The sequence below is a fragment of the Phytoactinopolyspora mesophila genome (genome assembly GCF_010122465.1).
In the GTDB taxonomy this organism is placed as follows: Bacteria; Actinomycetota; Actinomycetes; order Jiangellales; family Jiangellaceae; genus Phytoactinopolyspora; species Phytoactinopolyspora mesophila.
This window is the reverse complement of sequence record NZ_WLZY01000001.1, coordinates 1,104,019-1,125,013: the sequence shown is the minus strand read 5'-3', so window position 1 is coordinate 1,125,013 and position 20,995 is coordinate 1,104,019. Positions and strand designations below refer to the sequence as shown.

24 protein-coding genes and 1 pseudogene are annotated in these 20,995 nt (G+C 66.2%); 10 read left to right on the top strand and 15 right to left on the bottom strand.

Annotated elements, in window-relative coordinates; translation table 11 throughout:
• Window positions 1-51: 51 nt before the first annotated feature.
• The 4 genes from F7O44_RS05075 to F7O44_RS05060 are packed head-to-tail and all read right to left on the bottom strand — an operon-like array spanning window position 52 to window position 3,549.
• The gene (locus F7O44_RS05075; RefSeq protein WP_162449022.1) at window positions 52-1,038 is read right to left on the bottom strand and encodes an ABC transporter substrate-binding protein; all 987 of its coding nucleotides are present in this window, start codon (window positions 1,036-1,038) and stop codon (window positions 52-54) included.
• A 10-nt stretch (window positions 1,039-1,048) separates the two neighbouring features.
• On the bottom strand, window positions 1,049-1,834 hold the full coding sequence (locus F7O44_RS05070; RefSeq protein WP_162449021.1) for an ABC transporter ATP-binding protein: 786 nt from the start codon (window positions 1,832-1,834) through the stop codon (window positions 1,049-1,051).
• A gap of 18 nt (window positions 1,835-1,852) precedes the next feature.
• Window positions 1,853-2,638, bottom strand: coding sequence for an ABC transporter permease (locus F7O44_RS05065; protein WP_162449020.1), 786 nt, complete (start codon window positions 2,636-2,638; stop codon window positions 1,853-1,855).
• Window positions 2,635-3,549, bottom strand: a complete 915-nt coding sequence (locus F7O44_RS05060) for an ABC transporter permease (protein ID WP_162449019.1) — start codon at window positions 3,547-3,549, stop codon at window positions 2,635-2,637. The genes F7O44_RS05065 and F7O44_RS05060 overlap by 4 nt, the downstream gene beginning before the upstream one ends.
• Window positions 3,550-3,835: 286 nt before the next feature.
• On the opposite strand from F7O44_RS05060, the gene F7O44_RS05055 reads away from it, so the two are divergent.
• The 5 genes from F7O44_RS05055 (at window position 3,836) to F7O44_RS05035 (ending at window position 7,976) form a co-directional block, all read left to right on the top strand.
• Window positions 3,836-5,371, top strand: a complete 1,536-nt coding sequence (locus tag F7O44_RS05055) for a sensor histidine kinase (protein WP_222851073.1) — start codon at window positions 3,836-3,838, stop codon at window positions 5,369-5,371.
• Between the two features lie 37 nt (window positions 5,372-5,408).
• Entirely contained in the window at window positions 5,409-6,098 is a 690-nt protein-coding gene (locus tag F7O44_RS05050) for a response regulator (protein WP_162449017.1), read from the top strand.
• 133 nt (window positions 6,099-6,231) lie between these two features.
• Entirely contained in the window at window positions 6,232-6,936 is a 705-nt protein-coding gene (locus tag F7O44_RS05045) for an alpha/beta fold hydrolase (protein ID WP_162449016.1), read from the top strand.
• Window positions 6,937-6,945: 9 nt separating this feature from the next.
• Window positions 6,946-7,230 (top strand): muconolactone Delta-isomerase family protein, encoded by a 285-nt coding sequence (locus tag F7O44_RS05040; protein WP_162449015.1) that lies wholly within the window; start codon window positions 6,946-6,948, stop codon window positions 7,228-7,230.
• Window positions 7,227-7,976, top strand: coding sequence for an SDR family NAD(P)-dependent oxidoreductase (locus F7O44_RS05035; protein WP_222851072.1), 750 nt, complete (start codon window positions 7,227-7,229; stop codon window positions 7,974-7,976). The genes F7O44_RS05040 and F7O44_RS05035 overlap by 4 nt, the downstream gene beginning before the upstream one ends.
• Window positions 7,977-7,985: 9 nt before the next feature.
• On the opposite strand, the gene F7O44_RS05030 is transcribed toward F7O44_RS05035, so the two are convergent.
• From F7O44_RS05030 to pcaH, 3 genes are all read right to left on the bottom strand, one after another.
• Window positions 7,986-9,173, bottom strand: coding sequence for a 4-hydroxybenzoate 3-monooxygenase (locus tag F7O44_RS05030; RefSeq protein WP_162449014.1), 1,188 nt, complete (start codon window positions 9,171-9,173; stop codon window positions 7,986-7,988).
• Window positions 9,174-9,246: 73 nt separating this feature from the next.
• Entirely contained in the window at window positions 9,247-9,819 is a 573-nt protein-coding gene (gene pcaG / locus F7O44_RS05025; protein WP_162449013.1) for a protocatechuate 3,4-dioxygenase subunit alpha, read from the bottom strand.
• Window positions 9,812-10,573, bottom strand: a complete 762-nt coding sequence (gene pcaH, locus F7O44_RS05020; RefSeq protein WP_162449012.1) for a protocatechuate 3,4-dioxygenase subunit beta — start codon at window positions 10,571-10,573, stop codon at window positions 9,812-9,814. Before pcaH ends, pcaG begins: the two co-directional genes overlap by 8 nt.
• A 70-nt stretch (window positions 10,574-10,643) precedes the next feature.
• On the opposite strand from pcaH, the gene F7O44_RS05015 reads away from it, so the two are divergent.
• Together F7O44_RS05015 and F7O44_RS05010 are read left to right on the top strand one after the other, a co-directional pair.
• Window positions 10,644-11,417 (top strand): IclR family transcriptional regulator, encoded by a 774-nt coding sequence (locus tag F7O44_RS05015; protein ID WP_162449011.1) that lies wholly within the window; start codon window positions 10,644-10,646, stop codon window positions 11,415-11,417.
• A 270-nt stretch (window positions 11,418-11,687) separates the two neighbouring features.
• Entirely contained in the window at window positions 11,688-12,689 is a 1,002-nt protein-coding gene (locus F7O44_RS05010; RefSeq protein WP_162449010.1) for a nitrilase-related carbon-nitrogen hydrolase, read from the top strand.
• A 194-nt stretch (window positions 12,690-12,883) separates the two neighbouring features.
• On the opposite strand, the gene F7O44_RS05005 is transcribed toward F7O44_RS05010, so the two are convergent.
• The 6 genes from F7O44_RS05005 to F7O44_RS04980 all read right to left on the bottom strand — a co-directional run bounded on the left by F7O44_RS05005 (window position 12,884) and on the right by F7O44_RS04980 (window position 16,937).
• Window positions 12,884-13,306, bottom strand: coding sequence for a TA system VapC family ribonuclease toxin (locus F7O44_RS05005; protein ID WP_162449009.1), 423 nt, complete (start codon window positions 13,304-13,306; stop codon window positions 12,884-12,886).
• On the bottom strand, window positions 13,307-13,561 hold the full coding sequence (locus F7O44_RS05000) for a hypothetical protein (protein ID WP_162449008.1): 255 nt from the start codon (window positions 13,559-13,561) through the stop codon (window positions 13,307-13,309).
• Window positions 13,562-13,741: 180 nt separating this feature from the next.
• The gene (locus F7O44_RS04995) at window positions 13,742-14,626 is read right to left on the bottom strand and encodes a 2-hydroxy-3-oxopropionate reductase (protein WP_162449007.1); all 885 of its coding nucleotides are present in this window, start codon (window positions 14,624-14,626) and stop codon (window positions 13,742-13,744) included.
• Window positions 14,623-14,964 carry a TIM barrel protein gene (locus F7O44_RS29555; protein ID WP_222851070.1) on the bottom strand — a complete coding sequence of 114 codons (342 nt, stop codon included), beginning with the start codon at window positions 14,962-14,964 and terminating at the stop codon, window positions 14,623-14,625. The genes F7O44_RS04995 and F7O44_RS29555 overlap by 4 nt, the downstream gene beginning before the upstream one ends.
• A 450-nt stretch (window positions 14,965-15,414) precedes the next feature.
• On the bottom strand, window positions 15,415-16,227 hold the full coding sequence (locus tag F7O44_RS04985) for a PP2C family protein-serine/threonine phosphatase (RefSeq protein WP_162449006.1): 813 nt from the start codon (window positions 16,225-16,227) through the stop codon (window positions 15,415-15,417).
• Between the two features lie 113 nt (window positions 16,228-16,340).
• Window positions 16,341-16,937 carry a TIGR03086 family metal-binding protein gene (locus F7O44_RS04980; RefSeq protein ID WP_162449005.1) on the bottom strand — a complete coding sequence of 199 codons (597 nt, stop codon included), beginning with the start codon at window positions 16,935-16,937 and terminating at the stop codon, window positions 16,341-16,343.
• 56 nt (window positions 16,938-16,993) lie between these two features.
• Between F7O44_RS04980 and F7O44_RS04975 the strand changes: the two genes are divergently transcribed.
• The gene (locus tag F7O44_RS04975; protein ID WP_162449004.1) at window positions 16,994-17,455 is read left to right on the top strand and encodes a MarR family winged helix-turn-helix transcriptional regulator; all 462 of its coding nucleotides are present in this window, start codon (window positions 16,994-16,996) and stop codon (window positions 17,453-17,455) included.
• A gap of 128 nt (window positions 17,456-17,583) precedes the next feature.
• Here the strand turns inward: F7O44_RS04975 and F7O44_RS04970 are convergent, their stop codons facing one another.
• Entirely contained in the window at window positions 17,584-18,681 is a 1,098-nt protein-coding gene (locus F7O44_RS04970) for a M48 family metalloprotease (protein ID WP_162449003.1), read from the bottom strand.
• 634 nt (window positions 18,682-19,315) lie between these two features.
• Between F7O44_RS04970 and F7O44_RS04965 the strand changes: the two genes are divergently transcribed.
• Window positions 19,316-20,635: a serine hydrolase domain-containing protein gene (locus tag F7O44_RS04965; protein WP_162449002.1), complete on the top strand. Its 1,320-nt coding sequence runs from the start codon at window positions 19,316-19,318 to the stop codon at window positions 20,633-20,635.
• Between the two features lie 12 nt (window positions 20,636-20,647).
• Here F7O44_RS04965 and F7O44_RS32260 read toward each other — a convergent pair whose 3' ends face one another.
• Entirely contained in the window at window positions 20,648-20,749 is a 102-nt protein-coding gene (locus F7O44_RS32260; protein WP_162449001.1) for a BBE domain-containing protein, read from the bottom strand.
• On the opposite strand from F7O44_RS32260, the pseudogene F7O44_RS04955 reads away from it, so the two are divergent.
• Window positions 20,724-20,798 (top strand): annotated as a pseudogene (locus tag F7O44_RS04955) (HTH domain-containing protein); the annotation flags it as partial. The gene F7O44_RS32260 and the pseudogene F7O44_RS04955 sit on opposite strands and share 26 nt — an antisense overlap.
• Window positions 20,799-20,995 lie beyond the last annotated feature (197 nt).

Here is a 20,995-nt window from a genome sequence, read left to right as displayed (position 1 = left end):
ACCACCGAATCCGGTGGTTAAAAGCCAATGATCAGCAGGCACGCGCAGCCGTCAACCGCAGATGAGCTCGTCGGCAGTGGGCGCGGCCTGGACGATGTCGTACTGCTCCAAGAAGCCCATCTGCTCGTCGATAGCCTGTTCGTCGAGTTCGGACGTGAAGACCGGCAGCCGCATCCGCTCGGCGATGTCGGGGTCTATCTCTGTGTACGTGGGGATGATGTCGCGAACGGCGTCCTCGTTGTCCCGGGCGAATTCCACCGAGCGATTCATCGCCTGGGTGAAGCTATCGATCACATCGCCGTTCTCGGCGATGAACTGCTCACTGGCGGCGTAGGAGCCGTTGGGATACTCCGGAGCGAGTTCGGACTGTGGTGCATAGACCACTTCACCGCCTTGGTCCAGGACGGTGGTGATGAACGGCTCGGCGCCGTAGCCCGCATCGATCCGGCCGGCCGACACGGCTGCAGGCACCTCGGGGAACGGCACCTCGATGAACTCGATGGTGTTCACGTCCACGCCCTCGGCATCCAGGGCCGCCAGGATCAAAACCTCGGCGACACCGCCGAGCGCGTTGATACCGAGCGTGGAGCCGGCGAAGTCCTGGGGTGTGTCGAGCCCAGAGCCTTCCGAGGCCACCAGTGCCTGCCAGTCGTCTTCCGCGGACGTCCCGGTCGCGTCGCTGGCGGTGACGACGCAGACGGGTACGTTCTGGCTCAGGGCCACCCCGGCGGAGATGTAGCCCACGAAACCGAAGTCGTAGTCACCGGACACGAGCCCGGTGATGATCTCGTTGCCGCCTTGGAGGACCGTGGGCTCGACGACCAGGCCTTCCTCTTCGAAGAAGCCCTCCTGCATGCCCAGGTACATGGCCGCGGCGTTCGCGGTGGGCAGCGTGCCGATGTTGATGGTCACCAATTCGCCTCCACCACCTTCGGCATCGCCTGCGGAGTCTCCTCCGCAGCCGGAGGCGACCACGGCCGCCGTCAAGGCCAGCACGGCCATCGGGCGGACACGGGCGAGGGTCGGACGGTGTCTCATCTGCTCTCCTTCATGTGAGCGTGGAGGCCGCTTGCTCCGGCCGCTTGATCGATCGCCAGACATAAGCCCGCAGGTGGGCGAAGTCGGGCTGTTCCTTGGTCTCGACCTGGTCGCGCGGGCGGGGGAGAGGAATATCGACGATCTCGGCGACGCGTGTCGGCGATGGGGTCAGCACCACTACCCGGTCGCTGAGATAGACCGCTTCGTCGATGTCGTGTGTGACGAACAGGATGGTGATTCCGTAGCGGTCCCGCAGGTCGAGGACCAGATCCTCCAGGTCCGCGCGCGTCTGGGCGTCCACCGAGGCGAACGGCTCGTCCATGAGCAGGATCTCCGGCTGGTAGGCGAGAGCACGAGCGATCGCGACCCGCTGCTGCATACCTCCGGAGAGCTGCCAGGGATACTTGGCACCCGCGTCACCCAGGCCGACCGATCGCAACGTGTCCTGGATGAGCTCGCGTAGAGCTGCCTTGCCGAGTTTGCGACGTTTCAGCGGAAAGGCGACATTCTGCTCCACCGTCATCCATGGATACAGCGAACGGGAGTAGTCCTGGAAGACCAGTGCCATCTTCTCCGGAGGACCGACCACTTCCTCGTCGTCCAGGTAAACGGTCCCCGACGTCTGCGGGAGTAGCCCAGCGATGCACTTGAGCAGGGTTGTCTTACCAGCGCCCGAAGGGCCGACGATCGAGACGAACTCCCGCTCGGCAACGGTGACGCTGAGGTCGGCCACGGCCTCGAAAGACCGCCTGGTGCCCGCTCCATAGACCTTTCTCAGGTGCTCGACTCGCAACATTTCTGGATACCTCCATATCTAGGCGGAGCCGGTGCGGGCGCCGCGGTGCCACTTGAGCGCCTGCCGCTCGACGAGCAAGAAGAGGCCGTTGAGCAGGTAACCGAGGACCGCCAGCAGGAGAATGCCCGACCACATCTCGGTGATCGCGTATGTGCGCTGCGACTGCAGAACGAAATAGCCGATCCCGTTGGTGCTCGCCACCATCTCCGAGACCACCATCATGATCACCGCGATCGCCAGGCTCACCCGCGCGCCGGCGAAAATCTGCGGGGCGGCTGAGGGCAGGACGACACGGAACAACCGGTCACGCCGGGAGATCTGGAAGCTGCGTGCTGTCTCCCGCAGGGTGGGATCCACGCCGCCGACGCCGTCAATGGTGTTCAGCAGGACGGGCCAGAAACAGACGAACGCGATCAGGGCGACCTTCATGGTGGATCCCACGCCGAGCACCAGGATCCCCGCCGGGATCAGCACCGGAGGCGGGATGGCGCGCAGGAACTGCACGACGGGGTCGACCATCCGGCGCAGCCCATCCGAGGACCCGAGGGCGATCCCAATCACCACCGCGGCCACAACAGCGATCGCATACCCGGAAAAGAGCCGGCTGAGGCTGGGGACCACGTCCGTGCCCATCCGATCGAACAGCCACGTGTCGGCGAAGGTACGGAAAATGTCCAGCAGCGGAGGGAAATAGAACGACGTGCCGTCCCTCGAGAACAGCGCCCAGAGGGCGAGAACCGTCACCGGGACGGCGATCTCCAATCCGACGCCGAGGATCCGGATATGCTGCCGCTGCGTTCTCATCGCGCCCGCTCTCGTTGCGAAGGGTGCCAGTGCAGCAAGCGCCGTTCCAAAAGGGTCGCGAGCACGTTCAACCCCCAGCCGATCAGGCCCGTGGCGATGATCAGCCCATACATGAGCTCGACAGCGGCGCTCTGCCGGGCGATGTTGATCTGCTGTCCGAGGCCAGGCGCCCCGAGGACGAGCTCCGCGGTCACCGCGAGAATCAGCGCCACCGCGGACGAGATACGCACCCCGGTCATGATGTAGGGGAGCGCGTTGGGCAGGGTCACACGCAGCAGCCGTCGTGGAGCGGAGATGCCGAACGAACGGGCCGTCTCCACCGCCACCGGGTCGACGTCGCGAACGCCGTACAGCGTCTGGAGCAGGATCGGCCAGGTCGCCGCGAACGCCGCCAGGAAGACCTTGCTTTCGAGGCCGGCTCCGAACAGGAGCACCGCCAGCGGGATCAGCGCCACCGAGGGCACCGGCCGGAGGAATTCGACGATCGATCGGGAGGCCATGAAGAGCAAGAAGACCGAGCCGATGAGGGTTCCGAGTGGCAACGCGATGGCGAGGGCAAGGCCGAGGCCGAGAGCCCACCCCTGCAAGGTCTGGCCGACCGGCTGCCAGATGCTGCCGTCCGCCACCTGTTCGCCAAGCGAGGCGAGCATCGCCGTGGCGGGCGGCAGGAACCGCTCGTCGACGAGCCCTGCCCGCGGTATGAACTCGAAGAGCAAGATCGCCAGCACCACGCCCACCGCGGGGAGCAAGCGGTGGAAGATATCGCGTAGCGATCGGGCGCCGCGGGCGTCCGGCACCGGCGGTGGACCGGATTCTCCCGGCCGCGCGCCGGCCTCGTCCCGCCGCGATGCGGCGGGACCAGTGGCGGTCTCCGGGGTCCGGGGGCGCTTCTGAGTGGGGGTATCAGACATCTTCTTCGGTGTCGGATCGGGGGATGGGTGCCAGTCAGCCTAGGGTTCGCACGATGGTCGCCACTTCGAGCGGATGACGATTCACGTGCGGCGATGGGTCGCGTGCCGGCCGGGACAAATGACGTAGGTTTAGGGCCGAATGGTCCTTTGCTGCTGCCTCGGGGATGACGGCCGCGCCGGCACCGTGCATTCTGATGTCTTGAGGCCGTGCGACATCTTCAACGGAAGGATCGGCCAAAACGCGGTCACGATGGGGTGATGTGTTGATAGGGATCGCATGTCTGGCATGAAGCACCGGACCGTGGCGTCCGGGCCACGCCCCGTCGATTGGGCTGCGCTCGCGGTCGACGCGCCTGACGGGCTGGCCGTCATCGATGCCGACGGACGGTTCGTGCAGCTGAACCGGGCCGGCGCCGCGCTGTTCGGGCGTGCCGAGGCCGAGCTCATCGGCGCCCCTGCGCCCTTCCAGCTCTGCGAGGAGGTCGCGATCAGCGATCTGGGCCTCCTCGATGACGGCTCGCGGGAGCAGGTCTCCAGCTGGCAATCGCCCGGCGAAGCCCCGCGAGAGTTCGCCTACCGGGCTCTTCCGGTACCGGAGCGCACCGACCTCACCGTGGTCACCTTCCGCGACGTCACCGACGAACGCCACCGGCAGCGTAGGGTCGCCGCGATCGCCCGCAGTTCGGTCAAGCTCGCCTCCGTGGGTTCGCTCGCCGCCACGCTGGACGCCCTGGCCCGCGAGGTCGTGCGCACCGACGCGCTGGCCGGTATGCAGATTCTCACCGTGGACGACAACAACGGCCTGCGGATCATGGGGTCGGCCGGATTCCCGCACTGGCCCGACTTCTTCGACCGGCTGCTCGAATGCCGCAGCCGCGGAGCCAAGTTGTGCATGATGGAGGCCTACGAGACCGGCGAGCCTGTCGTTGTGCCGAACCGATGGCGGGCTATCCGCAATGATCCCGCGTGGCAGCCGATCCACGAATATCTGCGGGTGCTGGACTGGGATTCGTTCGCCAGCGTCCCCCTGATGATCCGCGGCCGTGCGCATGGCGTGTTCAATGCGTTCTTCGCGCCTGGCCAAGTGGTCGGCCGTCGCTCGCTCGAGTTCCTACTCGCGATGGCCGAACAGGCCGCCGTCGCCATCGACTACGCGGCGTTGCTGCAGCGCGAACGTGAACATGCGCGCCGGGAGGAGCGTCAGCGTCTGGCCCGCGACCTGCACGACTCGATCGTGCAACAAGTGTTCTCGATCAGCATGCAAGCGAAATCGATCGGCGTGCTCGGCGAGCGGGACGACGTCGTATCCGCGGATGCCGTCCGGCGGATCGCCGATGAGGTCGGCGTGTTGTCCAGGACGGTCCTCGCCGACTTGCGGGCGATGGTCCACGAGCTGCGGCCGCCGTCGTCCACTCAGCTCGGACTCGAGGAGGCCGTGCGTGCCTTGGCTGAGAGCACCGAGAACCGGACGGGACTGCGCTTCGAACTCACCTTCGGTCCGGGGATCGACGATGTCACCGGCGACCTCGCCGAAGACGTGTACCGGATCGTCGCCGAGGCGATCCACAACGTCGTCAAACATGCCGGCGCCGAGAAAGTCGTCTTTCGCGCCGGCGTCCGGGGACACCAGCTGAGCATCAGTGTGGCCGACAACGGCTGTGGGATCGACCAGGATTCATCGTCTCGGGCCGAGAGCTACGGCCTGACCACCATGCGGGAGAGGGCAGCGAAATGGGGCGGCACGTTAGAGGTCAAACCACGTCCGAACAGCGGAACCCGTGTCGGTGCCATGATCCCGTTGCCGCTACCGATGCCCGACTAATACTGCGGCGCCCGGCCGGCCGGAAGCAGGCAGCCGAGTGAGCGGCAGCGCCGGCCATGCACCCATCAGGGTGCTGGTGGTCGACGACCACGCCGTTGTGCGCCGGGGAATCACCGCCTACCTGGAGGTTCTCGAAGACCTCGAGGTCGCCGCGGAGGCGAGCGACGGGGCGGACGCGCTGGACCGGCTCCGGCTGATGGCAGCGCACCGGGAACTGCCCGGAGTGGTTCTGCTGGACCTGCTCATGCCGAAGATGGACGGTGTCTCGACCACCACGAAGATCACCAGCCTGTATCCGGATGTGCGGGTGGTGATCCTGACCAGTTTCGGGGAGATGGAACGCGTGCACGCCGCCCTCGCGGCGGGCGCCTCGGGCTATCTGCTCAAGGACGCCGACCCCACCGAAGTTGTCGCCGCGATCAGAGCGGCGGCTCGCGGTGATGTCTTCCTCCACCCGGCGATCGCGCGAAAACTGACCCAGGAGATGGTCTCGCCAGCCACCGGGCTGAACTCGCTGACCGGGCGGGAACGCGATGTGCTGGTTCTGGTCGCGAAGGGCCATTCGAATCAGGAGATCGCCGACGAGTTCGTGATCAGTGAGCGTACCGCCCGCACGCACGTCAGCAATGTGCTGCGCAAATTACAGTTGACGTCGCGGACGCAGGCCGCGCTCGTCGCGGTGCGCCAGGGCCTGGTTCCCTACGACGACGCATCCGGCCAGCTCTAGAGGCCGGGGCGACAAATGACGTAGCCCATTCGGGACACCTATCCTCCTCGGCCGGGTCATTGCTCGCTTAATCGAAGACCGGTGGTTCCTTAACGTCGATCGTGTCGCCATCGTCGACGAAGGGAAACCCGGTATGGGCACGTTCGTTCTGATTCACGGCGCTTGGCATGGCGGCTGGGTATGGCAACGGGTCGTCTCCTCGCTGCGTGGCTCGGGTCATGAGGTCCACACACCCACACTGACCGGCGTGAGCGACCGAGCCCACACGCTGCACCCGCAGGTCGGGTTGAATACCCACATCGACGACGTCGTGGCCCTCATCGAGGCCTACGACATCGAGGACGCGGTGCTCGTCGGGCACAGCTACGCGGGACAAGTCGTGACCGGCGTGGCCGACCGGGTACCGGAGCGGATTGCCCGGCGCGTGTACCTCGACGCCTTTGTCGGCGACGACGGAGATGCCGCGATCGACCTGTTGCCCGAGACTGTCGCGGAGCACTACCGAGACTCGGTGTCCGGCCCGGGATTCGGCTGGCTGATACCCGTGCGTCCGCTGAGCAAACTCGGCGTGACGCGAGAGGCAGACCTGAAGTGGCTGACCCCACGGCTCACACCACACCCCTGGCTGACCTACACCGAGCCGCTCAGGCTGGTTGGGCGTGCCGAACAGGTCGGCGGCACGTTCATCGAATGCACCGACTGGATGCGGGTGTTCGCGCCGCACGCCCAGCGGGCCAGGGCGCGTGGCTGGCCGGTCCTGGAGATCGCCACCGGACATGAGGCCATGGTCACCGCACCTGACGATCTCGCCAAGCTGCTTCTCGACGTCGCCGCGTAGGAGAATCCAATGGAGTTCCTGGTCAGAACCGAAAACAGGCTGCCGAACGATACCCCGGACGAGGTCCGGGACCAGCTGCGCACGGAAGAGCGTGGACGAGCACAGCAGCTACGCGAAGCCGGAATCCTCAAGCGCTTGTGGCGGGTACCGGGCCGCAACGCGACCGTTGGCCTCTACGAGGCAGCCGATGCCACCGAACTGCACGACGCGCTGGCTTCACTTCCGATGTGGAAGTGGATGGAAGTTTCGGTTGAGGCATTAGCGACGCACCCGCAGGAGAAGAAGGCACCGTGACCGAACCGGCCGATGACCGCCCGGTTGCGGTGGTGACCGGCGCGGCGGGCGGACTCGGGCGGGCGATCGTGCGAAGGCTCGCCGCCGATGGCTTCGTCGTTGCCGGTGTGGATATCGCTGGCGCGGACGTCGCCGGCGTGGACGAAGATGTACATCCGGGCCGATTCTGGCGTTGTGACGTGAGCGAGGCCGATGCCACCGGGCAGGTGGTGCACGACATCGCTGGTGTCTACGGTGGGGTCGACGTGCTGGTGAACAACGCCGGAGTCCTGTCGGGGCGGTTCAGCCTGCTCGACTCCACACCCGGCGAGGTCCGCCGGTTCTTCGACGTCAACGCCCTGGGCGCGTTGCTAATGGTCCAGGCGTGTTTTCCCTACCTACGCGACAGCCGCCTTCGTGGCCGGGTGATCAACGTGGCGTCGCGCACGTTCTTCACCGGTGCACCGGGCCAGCTCGGGTACGTAGCCAGCAAAGGCGCGCTGCTCGGGATGACCCGGGTGATGGCCCGGGAACTGGGGGAGTATCGGATCGCCGTGAACGCGGTCATGCCGGCGCAGGTAGCGACCCCCGGCACCCGGGCACACTCCGGCGACGACACGTTCACCCGAACGATGCGTCAACAAGCGATCGAGGAGTTCGTCACGCCGGAACACTTCGCCGGCCTGGTCTCGTTCCTGTGCTCGCCTGATGCCGAGATGATCACCGGGCAGACGATGGTGTGCGACGGTGGCGGGCTGCTTCACTGACCACAAGTGTCATTGACCACTAGGCCACCCGGTGTAGCCGTGGGCGAGGTAGGCCGACCCTGCCTCCGAGTTGACCACGGACTCCAGTTCGCCGAGCTGACGGCGGAGATCGAATTCGGTGATGTTCTCACCGCGATGGAGCATGGTGGTCATCCAGTAGGAGAAGTGCTGCGCCTTCCAGACTCTGCTCAGGGCCCGGTCGGTGTACTGGTCGAGTGCGCTGTGATCCCGCTTGACCAGCACCTGTTCCAGGATGTCGGCGAGCACGGCGACGTCGGCGAGCGCGAGATTGAGTCCTTTGGCCCCGGTCGGGGGCACCGTGTGGGCGGCGTCGCCGGCGAGCACGAGGTTGCCGTGGCGCATCGGCTCGCAGACGAACGACCGGAACGGCAGCACGGTCTTCTCGAAGATCGGTCCTTCCGACAACGAGAAGCCGTCCGGACCCGCGAGACGAGCCTGCAGCTCCGCCCAGATCCGGTCCTCGGGCCAATCGTCCACCGACTCGGTGGGCGAGCATTCGAAATACATCCGCTGGATGCCATCGGTCCGCTGGGAGATGAGCGCGAAACCACGTTCGGATCGGGTGTAGATCAACTCCCGCGCACTGGGTGGTGCTTCGCAGAGGATGCCGAACCAGGCGTATGGGTACTCGCGGTAGTACTGGCGCTGACCGGCGATGTGGCGCCGGGTCATGCTGTTTGATCCGTCGGCGCCCACCAGTATTTCGCAGCGGATTTCTTGCTCCGCCCCGGACGCGTCGGTGAACAGGATGCCCGGGCGGTGTGACGTCACATCGACAACATCGGTGTCGCTGACGCCGAAGCGCACGTCGCCACCGTCCCTCGCACGGGCGTCGGCCAGGTCGATGAAGACGTCGGTCTGCGGATAGAGCCAGGTCGACGCACCCGCGAGCGCCTGGAAGTCGATCCGGTGACTCGCTCCACCGAAGCGCAGGATCACCCCCTCGTGCTCGCGGCCCTCTCGCAGCACCCGGTCGGAGACGCCGGATTCGACGAGCAGGCGCACGCTGTCGTGCTCGAGGATCCCGGCGCGGTGAGTGTGCTCGATCTCCGAACGCAGCCGGTTGTCCACGACGACCGACTCGATGCCCGCGACGTGTAGCAGATGCGAGAGCATGAGCCCGGCCGGGCCACCTCCGACGATCCCGACGGCCGTCGTCGTTATCGCACGGGCCATGACCCGCTCACACGCCGGTTGACGAATCGGTCAGCGAGGCGTGCTGCCGAAGGCCGGCCAGAGCCGCCCAGACTCATGCCTGGTGCCCCGGAAACGTGAGGAACACGGTCTCACGAGGCCCTTGCAAGTGCACGTCGAATCGGAGGCTGCCGTCGCTCTGGCGGACCGTCAGCATGCTCTGCCGCTCCGCCGGGTCGAGGTGGGCGAGCGTCGCGTCGTCATCCACGTCTGTTCCCGGCAGGTATGCCCGGGTGAACAGCCGGTTGGTCAGTCCTCGCGCGAAGACGACGATCGAGAAGAACGGTGCGCCAGAGCCGCGAGTCGGGCCGGGCTCCACCGTGGTGAACGAGTAGCGCCCAGCCGTGTCGGTGTCGGCCCGGCCCCAGCCGGTGAAGACGGTGCCGTCGCGTCGAAGCGAGCCCTCCACCTCGGGGATGGTGCCGGTCGGATCGGCCTGGCGGATCTCCAGCATCGCGTCGGGGACCGGTGAACCGTCGCCGTCGTACACGGTGCCGTGCAGCCGGATCGCACCGGGAGTGGCCGGTGGGACGAGTTCATGGTCGCGTTCGTAAGGCAGGGCGTAGTGGAAGAACGGCCCGATGGTCTGGCCGGGCGTGGCCGGCAGCATACGTGTCGCCTCACTCATGTTCCTGCTCCATCGGGGTCGAATGGCTTCCGGTCAACACGATGTCCCAGCGGTAGCCGGTTGCCCACTCGTGCTGGCTGAGATCGTGGTCGTAGGCAGCGAGCAGCCGGTCGCGGGCGGCCTGATCGGTGATCGACTGGTAGATCGGGTCCAGGGAGAACAGCGGGTCACCCGGGAAGTACATCTGGGTGATCATCCGGTGGGTGAATTCGGTCCCGAACAACGAGAAGTGGATGTGCGCTGGCCGCCACGCGTTGACGTGGTTTCGCCACGGGTACGGGCCCGGTTTGATCGTGGTGAATCGGTAGACGCCGTCGTCGTCGGTGAGACACCGGCCGACTCCGGTGAAGTTGGGATCGATGGCCGCGGGATGCTGGTCGCGTTTGTGGATGTAGCGCCCGGCCGCGTTCGCCTGCCAGATCTCCACCAGCTGATTGCGGACCGGGCGGCCTTGCCCGTCGACGACGCGGCCGGTCAGCGACATCCGTTCGCCGATCGGTTCACCATTGGCTTGAATCGTCAGGTCGGCCTCGATGGGATCGACGTCAGCGGGCCCGAAGACCGGCGCCACGAGCTCAGCGCCCTCCGGATCGGCATGCCGCAGGTCCTTCGTCGGATGCCGCAAGAGCGAGCTGCGGTACGGCGAGTAATTTCGACGCGGTTGCGGGTCGCCGTTCTTCGTGTCGGCTTGGATCTTCTCGATCTCGGCGCTGATCGTTGCCTGGTCCGCCAGGCCGGGCTGTTGGGCGTTCATGTCCCGCACCCTACGGACCGAACCCGGGGTAGGCGACAGTATCTTTTCACTGAGCGGAAGGAGAATCGCTATGGCGGGCAACACGTCGACCCCCGGTGCGTCCGTGGTGTCGCGTCTCCTGGCAGTTCTCTACGCCTTCGACGAGCAGCACCCGAGGCTCACCCTGACCCAGCTCGCCCGGCGCGCGGGGTTGCCCGTTCCCACCGCGTACCGCTTCGCCGGCGAGCTGGTGGCCGGTGGTGCCCTGGCCCGACGGCCGTCCGGTGAGTACGTGATAGGGCGCCGGCTGTGGGACGTCGGTGTGCTCGCACCTGTGCACACCGGGCTGCGCGAGATCGCCTCACCGTTCCTCAACGACATTCATGCCGCGACCCGGGCGACGGTGCATCTGGCCATCCGCGACGGTATCCAGGTGCTTTACGTCGACCGCCTGGCCGGACGCGCCTCCGTGCCCGTGGTCAGCACGATCGGCTCACGGCTGCCGATGCACTCCACCGGGGTCGGCAAGGTGCTTCTCGCCCACGCGCCTGACGATGTTCAGGAGCAGGTCTTGGCCGATCTGTCCCGGGTCACTCCGTACACCATCACCCAGCCGAACCTGCTCCGGCAGCAGCTCGCGCGGATCCGCCGCGACGGCTACGCGACCACCGCTGAGGAGATGGCCCTCGGCGCGTGCTCCATCGCAGTTCCGATCCGGACGCGAACGTCCGGTGATGCCGAACGCTGGCCGGTGGTCGCCGCCGTCGGGATCGTCGTCGCCAGCCTGAAGCGAGACAAGACCCGCCTGCTCACCGCCCTTCAAGTGGCGGCGCAGGGCATCAGCCGGAGCCTCACCACGCCATGACGGCAGGCAGAGACGTCCTGCCGCCTGCGGGAACCAACACGCTGGGTCAGCAAAAGAACCCAGTCTTGTTCCGTGTCGTGGTTGTCCGGCGGCGCAGGGTATTGGTAACGTGCGTCACGGCGTGGCCCTACGCCGAACCTCCATCGGCCTGCCCCAGCAGGGTCGTTTCAAGGAGGCAAAGGGATTGGTGTCTCGGGGTCGTTGTCCTGGTCTGTTCGCCTCGGACGGCATGATCGCTGGGGGATCAGCGTGCGAGGCTCGGAAGGCCAGATGACAGCGCGCAGGAATTTCAAACGCCGGGTCCGGGCCCGTGCGGCCAAGACCGGCGAATCCTATACCTCTGCCCTCCGGCACTTCCGTTCGACGTCGACTGGAGATGTCATGCCGGAAGCAAAACACCTACGTGTGGCGGTCGCGCAGACCGTCCTTCGTGACGATCCCCGCGATCGGGATGCGATACGCGCGAGCGGGGCGGAGATCCGTCGTCTGATGCACGAGGCACGTGACTCGGACGCGCGGCTGATCCACTTCCCAGAAGGGGCCCTGTGCTGGGCACACAAGGCCAAGATGTCCGTGAACGGACCGGATCAGATCGGCCCGGCGGACTGGGACCGAGCCGAGTGGGACGTGTTGCGACACGAGCTGGCCCAAATCATGGAGTTGGCCCGAAGGCTCCAGCTCTGGGCCGTTGTGGGCTCGATCCATCGCCTCACGCCGCCGCACCGCCCGCACAACAGCCTGTACGTCATATCTGATCGAGGAGAGGTGGCCACCCGTTACGACGAACGGATGCTGTCGAACACCAAGATCACGTATATGTACTCGCCGGGATCCGCGCCGGTCACCTTCGAGGTCGACGGCGTGCGGTTCGGCCTCTCGGCGGGTATGGAGGTGCACTTTCCGGAGACCTTCATTGAATACGAGCAGCTCGACGTCGACTGCGTGCTCTTCTCCACCGCCGGTGCTCCCGAGCCAGCGGAGAGCTGGCTCTTCGCCGCCGAAGCTCAGGCGCACGCGGCGACCAACAGTTATTGGGTCAGCTACGCGGTGGATGCCCGGCACGCGGCCAGCGCTCCATCCGGGGTGTTCTCTTGGGACGGCACCTGGCATGCCTGGTGCCCATCGGAGGAAAGACCCGCGGTGATCGTCGCGGAGATCTCCGATGATCCGGGCAACCTGGCTCGGCCCTGGAGGAGGAAGGCCCGCGCGGGCATCTACGAGCCGCACCTCGTCCACGACGATCCCAGAAGCAACGACCGGAGTGTGGTCTAGCTCCGAGCGGCACATCACCCCCTCGCGCGCACCGGCGCCGCTGGGAACGATGGGGTTCGTGGTCTCAGGTAGTGTTTCGAGTGCCCGGAACGGGTCCATGCGTTACCTGAGGCCACGAAGCACTCATACGGCCGTCACTGGGACACCGGTCGGCGGTAGCGCTTGGTAGCTCGGTCTCGCCAAGGCGCCAGAGGTTAGACCAACGCCTGGACTCGGGCGGAAGGGTGGCGTTTGGCCAGGGCGCCGTCCAGTGTAGCGAGCGTGAGCTGGCTGGCCTGCGCGAACGCGGCGAGATAGTCATCTGTCCAAAGCTTGTGGCTGTTGTCGTCGCGGGCTGACATGGTTCGCCAGATGGCTTCGAGATGCGGTGGTTCGTCGGCCCATGTCACTCGCTTGTCGGCCTGAAGGCTGTCGACTACCTCCCAGGCGGCGCTACGGCTGATGGCGTCCGTGCCGAGGACTGCGGGAATGGACAACAGGCGGAGCAGGCTCATCTGGGTGACGCGGCACAGGACGAGTGGTTGCGACTGCTGATCGAACCATGCCTTGACGGGCGGGTGGTGAACATGTCTGGCCCACACGGCCGAGAGCCAGACACCAACGTCCAGCAGATACATTCAGTGTCCGTACCGTTCGGCATCGTCTGCTGTGAGGGCGGCTTCGAGGTCGGCGTTGGTAGTAACGACGCTCGTGCCCTCGGCGTCGCCGATCAGCGGAAGCGACACGCGGCCCTTCTGAGGGGTGCTTGCTGGGCTCTTGACTTCGCGCGCCAGCAGGCGAGTGAAGAGCTCCTTGAGGGTTTCGCCTCGCTCGGCGGCGCGCGCCTTGGCGGCGCGGATGAGTTCATCGGGAAGATCAACCGTGGTGCGCATAAAAGCATATTAGCATTCCGCCGGGCGTGATCGGTCGAGGCCCGGGCGAGTCGGGGGACGACGGCGTGCGTGTTGAACCTCGTGGCCTCAAGTAACGATTGGATGCGCTGGGGGAGGGGGAGGCGTTACGTGAGGCCATGAAGCATCTAATCGGTCGCGGATGATGCGCTCGAACCCCGCTTACGCTTCGCCGCGTCCGGAGAGTTGCTCCACCTGGAGCAGCAGCGCCGAATGGTCTAGGGCTCCGTGTCCTTGTGCGCGCAGCGCTCCCATGAGGCTCGCGGTGAGTGCACCGAGGGGGATGGCCACGCCCGCCTCACGGGCCGCCGCGGTGACGATGCCGAGGTCTTTGTGGTGCAAGTCCACCCGGAATCCGGGTGTGAACGCACGGGCCAGCATCCCGGCGGCCTTGCGGTCCAGGATCGCACTGCCGGCCAGCCCACCCGCCAGGACTTCCACGGCCTTCTGACGGTCGACCCCGTGTGCGTCGAGGAAGACCAGCGACTCAGCGACCAATTCGATGATGCCGCCCACCATTAGCTGGTTCGCCGCCTTGACGGTCTGACCGGCGCCGGGCGGCCCCACGTGGACGATGGTCGAGCCCATCGCTTCCAGCACCGGAAGCGCCGCTTCATAGGCGGCGGCATCGCCGCCGGCCATGATGGAGAGGGTGGCGTCGATAGCGCCTTGTTCGCCGCCGCTGACCGGTGCGTCGACAACGTGTATGCCAAGTCTCCGGCCCTCCTCGGCGAGCCGGACGGCGACGTCGGGCCGGATGGTGCTCATGTCGATGAGCAGTGAGCCGGGCGACATCCGGGTGAGCAGGCCGTCGTCGCCGAGCACCACCGCCTCGACATCGGGGGAGTCGGGGAGCATCGTGATGACGACGTCGGCACCGTTGGCCGCATCTTGGGGGGAGGCGGCGGCTCTGCCGCCGGAGGCCACGAGTGGCTCTGTTTTGGCTGGTGTCCGGTTGTAGCCGACGACGTCGTGGCCGGCGCGGACGAGATTGACGGCCATCGGTGCGCCCATGACGCCAAGTCCGATGAATCCGATCGTGGTCATCGTGCATCCCTTTCGTTCGACGACGATCCGCCAGGCTGTGTGGCCGATAGGCCGGGCAGGTCGGAGGTGGCCAGCCAGGTGAGCGGGTCGGGCGCGTCGCTGGTGAATTCCAGCGCGATCCAGCCGCCATAACCCTGGGTCCGGAGCTGGGTGAGCCACTCGCGCAGCGGCAGCTGACCACTTCCAGGAGCGCCGCGCCCCGGAGCGTCAGCCACCTGGACGTGGGCGATGCGGTCGCGGTGCGTCGAGATGGCGGTGGCGACGTCGTCGCCGTTGACCGCCAGGTGATACACGTCGAGCAGCAGGCCGAGGTTGGTGGCGCCGGTCTGCTCCGTCACCTGATCGATCACATTGACGACCTGACGGGCGGGCTTCACCGATGTGGCGCACGATCTCGACGTTGGCGCGCACCTGGGCGTCATGGTCAGGCCAGGAGATGATTCCGCGGTCGCCGGCGGGCATGTCGCCGGCGTAGAGATTCAAGCCGATCAACTGCAGCCCGGAGTTCCGAACAGCACCGATGAATGTGTCGACCTCACCGTCCGGGGGAGTGGGACTGGTGAACGGCCACCAGAACTCCACCGCGTCGATCCCCGCGGCGCGCACGGCGTCCAGCCGTTCGGCCAATGGCCGATCCTTGAACAGGATCGAGCAGTTCACTGCGTAGCCCGGTGTGCTCATCGAACTCCTCGTTCTCGGAGACGTCGCGGCCAGCAGGCCGTAGCGGATAGCGGTGCGATGCGGCGGAAGGAATAGGAGTGCGAACAAGCAGCGCGCAATCTGACGTCCTACACCGTGCCCTGCGCCACCGCGGCCACCGGGTCGATCAAGTTGGCCGGGTTCTGGTGGGCGCCGACGAGCGTTCCGGCACGAATGTGCGGATCTCCTTCGCAGACATCGGCGACGACGCACGTCACGTTGTCGCCGCCGCCGGCCTCCAGCGCCAGGTCGACGAGGCTACGGGCAGCTACGGTGGGGGAGCCGTCGGACAACGCATGGGCCACAGTGTCTTCGGAGACGAAATCGGTCAGGCCGTCGCTGCAGAGTAGGAGCCGGTCGCCAGGATTCAACTCGAGCGGCACGATCGATGCGACCGGTCGGCTTTCGGCCGTGACGGACCTCACAACGACGGATCGGTACGGATGTGACACGACATCGATCCGGGAGATTTTCCCTGCGTCGATGAGTTCTTGCACGTAGGTATCGTCCCGCGTGATCTGGCGCAGCGTGCCACCGCTCAACCGGTATGCCCGAGAATCTCCGACGTGGGCCAAAGCGCAACCGTTCTGATGGGCGAGTACGGCGGTGAGCGTCGTCGCCATTCCCGTGCGGTCTGGTTCAGCGGCCACTCCATGGCGCAGATGCGCGAACGCGTACCGCACTGCCTCCTCGAGCAGCGCTGCCGGATTCTGGTCGCGTTCCGCGCGGAGGGCGAAAGCTGCCATGACGTGGGCCACGCTCGCGGACGCGACCTCGCCCGCGGCGTGGCCGCCGACGCCGTCGGCCACGAGCAGCAGGGCAGGGCCGGCGTAACCGGAGTCCTCGTTGTTCTGACGGACCAGGCCTCGATGCGACATAGCCGCGGGACGAAATCTCAGCATCCGCAGACACTCCCTCCTGTCACCGGTTCTGGCGCGGAACCGTGATCAGCACGTGCGACCGATGCTACGTGAGACGCTGATAGGAACTGCCTGAGCCGTTCCCCGCTGCCGCCTCAAGCGGGAGACCAGTGCGGCGCGCGTCCGAGTAGGGCCAGTACCCGGTCGAATGCGCTGGCTTGGCTGGGAACGGCGAGTCTGGGGGCAAAATGGGCACCTGGCTGGCGGCGGGTCTCGTCGTCTGGGATTTGCTCGACGAGCGCCAGGGTGGCCTCGATCAGGTCCGGGTCGGGGTGGATGTCGTGCCCGATCGATCGTGCGACATCCCAGGCGTGCACGAGCGAGTCGACGGTATGCATGGCGATCGCCTGTGATCCGGTGAACGTGCGGTCGCGGGACAGCTCTGGCAATGAGAAGGCGCGGTCGACGACGCCCGGCTCGGCAAACGCCTGGGTGACGACGGTCGCCGACGCGAGATAGTCGGCGACCGGGTCGGCCCGTCTCCCGGCAGTGACCCAAACGGCGTCGTCGGTGCCGTTGCCGGCAGCCGCGGCGGCGAACCCCAAGTTCTGCACGGTCATGTGATCGAGGAGCAAGCTCAGATCCCAATCGGCACAAGGTGTGGGGTTGGTCAGCTGGTCAGTGGATACGGAGCGCACGGCATCGACAGTGAGCTGGACGGCATGGGGGTGGGCGGCCTGGAAATCAATCATATGCAGAAGCGTATCATAAGCGGACGCATACAAAAGCCAAGAGATATGTTCGGACTATGAGCGAGGAGCGGCGACCGGACCTGGCGGCGATGCTGTTCCCGCTGGGGCGTGTCCTGATAGCTATCGAAGAGCCGATCCTCTCCGCGAGCGATCTCTCGATGTGGGCCTACGCAGTGCTCTCGGGACTCGGTGAAGAGCCGGTCCGGACCCAGGCGGCGCTGGCTGCGGCGATTGGTGCGGACAAGTCCCGTGTGATTCCGGTTCTGGATGACTTACAAGAGCGTGGCTTGATCAGTCGCCGTCCAGACCCCGCCGACCGGCGGGTACGCCTCGTAGCGCTCACGCCCGAGGGGCGAAGTGTCCGAAGCCGGGTGCAGGCAGAGATCCAGCGCGCCGAGGAGGAGCTGCTCGAGCGGTTGTCGCCTGATGACCGAAGGGCTTTTCTCCGTACGTTGCACACCCTGTATGAGTCCGTCCGGGTTGCAGAGCCGGCTCAGGCGATGCCGAGGGGCTCCTGACCGAGTAGGCAGATCATTTGGTGTTCGACGTGGCCTCTAGATGGTAAGAAGAACAAGCCTCAGGACGGGTGAGCCAAGTGGAATCTGTCCGGCCGACCGCCGTACCGAAACCAGGAGCCGGGCGCTGATCAGCGGGTGAGATCGCGGCTGAGGTCGGTGATGCGCTCCACTCGCCTCGCGACCGGCGGATGAGAAGCGAGGATGCGCTCGACAATGTGGACCTTCTTGCCGCCCTTCTGGTTGTTCTTGTCCATCGGCAGTGGAACGATCGCCATCGACGACACCGCCTTCAAAGCCCGCAGGTCCTTTTCCGGAATCGTGGGCCCGCGCTCGTCGAGCGCGGTGAGCGCCGAGGCGAGCTCCATCGGCTGACCAGTGAGCATCGCCGCTGTGCGGTCGGCGGCGAACTCGCGGTAACGGCTGAGCCTCGTCAGCATCACCACGGCCGGAATCGAGAGCAGAATGATGGCCGGGATCACGCCGATGCCGAAGGCAAAGATGAACATCACGAGAAGCACCCGCAGGATGCCCAGAAGCGGCAGCACCGTACACCCCAGCGTGGCCCGGAGACCGGAAGCGATCTTGCGTGCCGGCAGCTGTGTGTCACCGGGACCATGTTCAAGTGGTTTCCAGCTGAACCCGCATTGGCGTGCGAACCAGCACAGCGTACGGTCCGCCGCGTAGATCAGGTCGACCAGATTGGCCGGCAGTGTCAGCACCGAGATTGAGGCGTTGGTGGCGAAGGTCATGACGGTGGCATCGCGGTGGATGACGTGGGCTAGTTCGTGGGCCAAGACGGCTTCGAGGCGAGCCGGGTCCGCGGTGTCGAGCAGGCCGCGCGTGACCGCGATCGTCGGCGGCCGGCCGGGGAGTTGCACGGCGAGTGCGTTCACCCAGCTGACCTCGATGATCTTGACTTTCGGCCGCGGTGTGTCCGCGAGTGCACACAATCGTTCGAGAGTGGCATACAACTGGGGTTCGTCCTGCGGCGTCGCGTCGACCGTGCGTAGTCCCCTCGGCAGCACCCCGCCGTCTTGTTGAGAGTAGAGGGCGACGGTAGCGACTACCGGTAGGGCGAGGCACACCCACCATGGCAGTCCGATCAGCGACTGAAGGGCCCAACCGATCAGGGCGCCGTATCCGGCCGTGATGACGAACAGCAGCACCCACGTCTCTCCGACTCGGAGAACCAGGCCGCGATCCGGGCGGAACCGGGCGTGGGTCATGTGTTCACTCCCAAAGAGTGGCCGAAGCCGGGGTTGAGGGCCGTGCCCGTCGAGGCGAAAGAATGATGAGGGATGCCGGTATACGCGCTCTACAACGTGTGGTCACTCGGTGATTGTGGGTTAGCGCATCGTGGGAACCGCCGAGCACTGATGACTCATCCTCAACGCGTGATGATCGATTCGTCCGAAGGTGACTGAGCTCGCCGAGCCTGGGTATAGGTGCGATGCGTTCGTCCACGCCGATCTGATTGATCGCTGACTTCGGGGGAGATGTCATGGGTGCATGTGTTGTATGTGGTGGTGACAGTGATCTTGCGTTCAGTATCCGGACGCCTGCGGGCAAGTTCTTCATATTCGACAGCTTCGAGTGTGCGATCGATCTATGTGCTCCGCGTTGCGCTTCTTGTGGGTGCGCGGTGATCGGGCATGGCGTGGAGGCAGCCAGCTTGATCTATTGCTCGGCGCGCTGTGCGGGGACGGCGAACGTGCTCACCCGCGATCTTGCGGCGCAAGCCCGCCGGGCGTTGGAGGCCGCTGTTGGCGGCAGGAGCACGAATATGTAGGGCTGTCCCTACCGTGGAATGACAGGCTGGCCACATACTTTCCGCGCTGGCCCGAACCTAGCGTCGTGCTCATGAGCATGAACGACGACGATCGCACCGGTCCCGCACACACGTGGCCCCGCCGAAATGGGCGCACGCGCCGTCTCCGCCGGCACCGGTCGACACTGGTGGTTTCGGCTGCAGTTGCGGCGTTGGCGGCCCTGGCCGCGTGTTCGTCCGGAAGCGTCGCCAGTGACGACGACGCTCCGGCCGCGTCCGCGACCGAACGGCCGGAAACCGGCGAACTGAGCGACGAATACGATCTCGCCGCCTTGCAACGCGATACGGACGCCATCTGCGCCACGGGAGTGACGGGTGTGCAGGTGATGGTCCAGACGTATGAGCCGGAACCGTGGATCGCGACCTGCGGCGTGGCCGATCTGGAATCAGGCGAACCGGTACCGCGGGACAGCCATTTCCGGGCTGGCAGCACCGCGAAGACGCTCATGGCAACTGTGATCTTGCAGTTGTCCGACGAGGGAGAGCTATCGCTGGACGATCCGGTGCGCGATTATCTGCCCGACCTCGTCGATGACGCCGGTGGCCCTGCCGGTGAACTCACTGTCCGGCACCTGCTCCAGCACACCGGCGGCGTGCGCAACTACACCGAGGACAGCATCGATCTCGACGCGCTGCTCACCGCGCTGTTCGAGGGCGACGGGGACCCTCCCGACAGCGCGCCGGCGGAAGATTTCGCGGCCGACGCGCTGCGAGCCGGGCTCGAGTTCACCCCCGGCACCTCCTGGGAGTACAGCAATACCGGGTATGTCCTGCTGGGCATGGTCGGCGAGGCGGTGACCGGCAATCGCTGGGACGACGAGGTGTCGCGGCGGATCATCGAGCCGTTGGGCCTGGACCGGACCTACGTGGGGGCGAACGCCATTGATCTACCGGAACCACGAGCGCAGGGCTACCTCGAACTAGAACCAGGTGAACAGCTGCCGGTGCCGCCGGCCGGATACGGTGTCGTGAGCGCGGACGGGGGCCTGGTCACGACGCCGTCGGACATGATCGCGTTCTTCCAGGGGCTTCTCCGTGGTGACCTGCTGGCGGCCGAGACGCTGGCCGAGATGCAGGACGTGGTCGACATCGGAGAACCGTTCACCGCGGCCGTTCCGCTCCCCGCCCAGTATGGACTCGGGCTGGAGCTGGCGCCGTTGTCCTGCGGAGCGGCCTACTGGCACCACGGCGGCGACACCCTCGACTTCGTCCACGAGAATGCCTTCGCCGACGGCGGCGAGTACGGCGTCGTCATCTCCGTCTCCACCCAGACATTCGGCGCTGACGACACGCTGTGGGAGGCGATGGCCGCGCTGCGTGACAACGCCTTGTGTGGCCGCCACGCGCTCTGACCGGTCATGCCGCTATCGGCTGGCGGGCGGGATGTTGTGGTTGTGCCGGAACATGTTGGTGGGATCGTGAACGGCCTTGAGATTCGCCAGCGGCCGTACGGTCCGCCGTGACATCGATCGGCTGCGCGAGCTCGGATACCCGGTCAGCGGCACCACCGGCGCGGCGCGGCCCGGAAGCTGATCCCACGACTCTCGTGACCGTGGCGGCAGCCTGCCGCGATGACGAGATCCGCGCCATGCCGGTACAGCATGGAGGTCATCGTCAAGGCGTCGGCAGCCGAGGTGCTGGACCGGATGCGGCGCATCTCAAACGGCGACAGCCAGGGCATATGGGTGCGCAAGTGGCGGCGGTACGGCCGG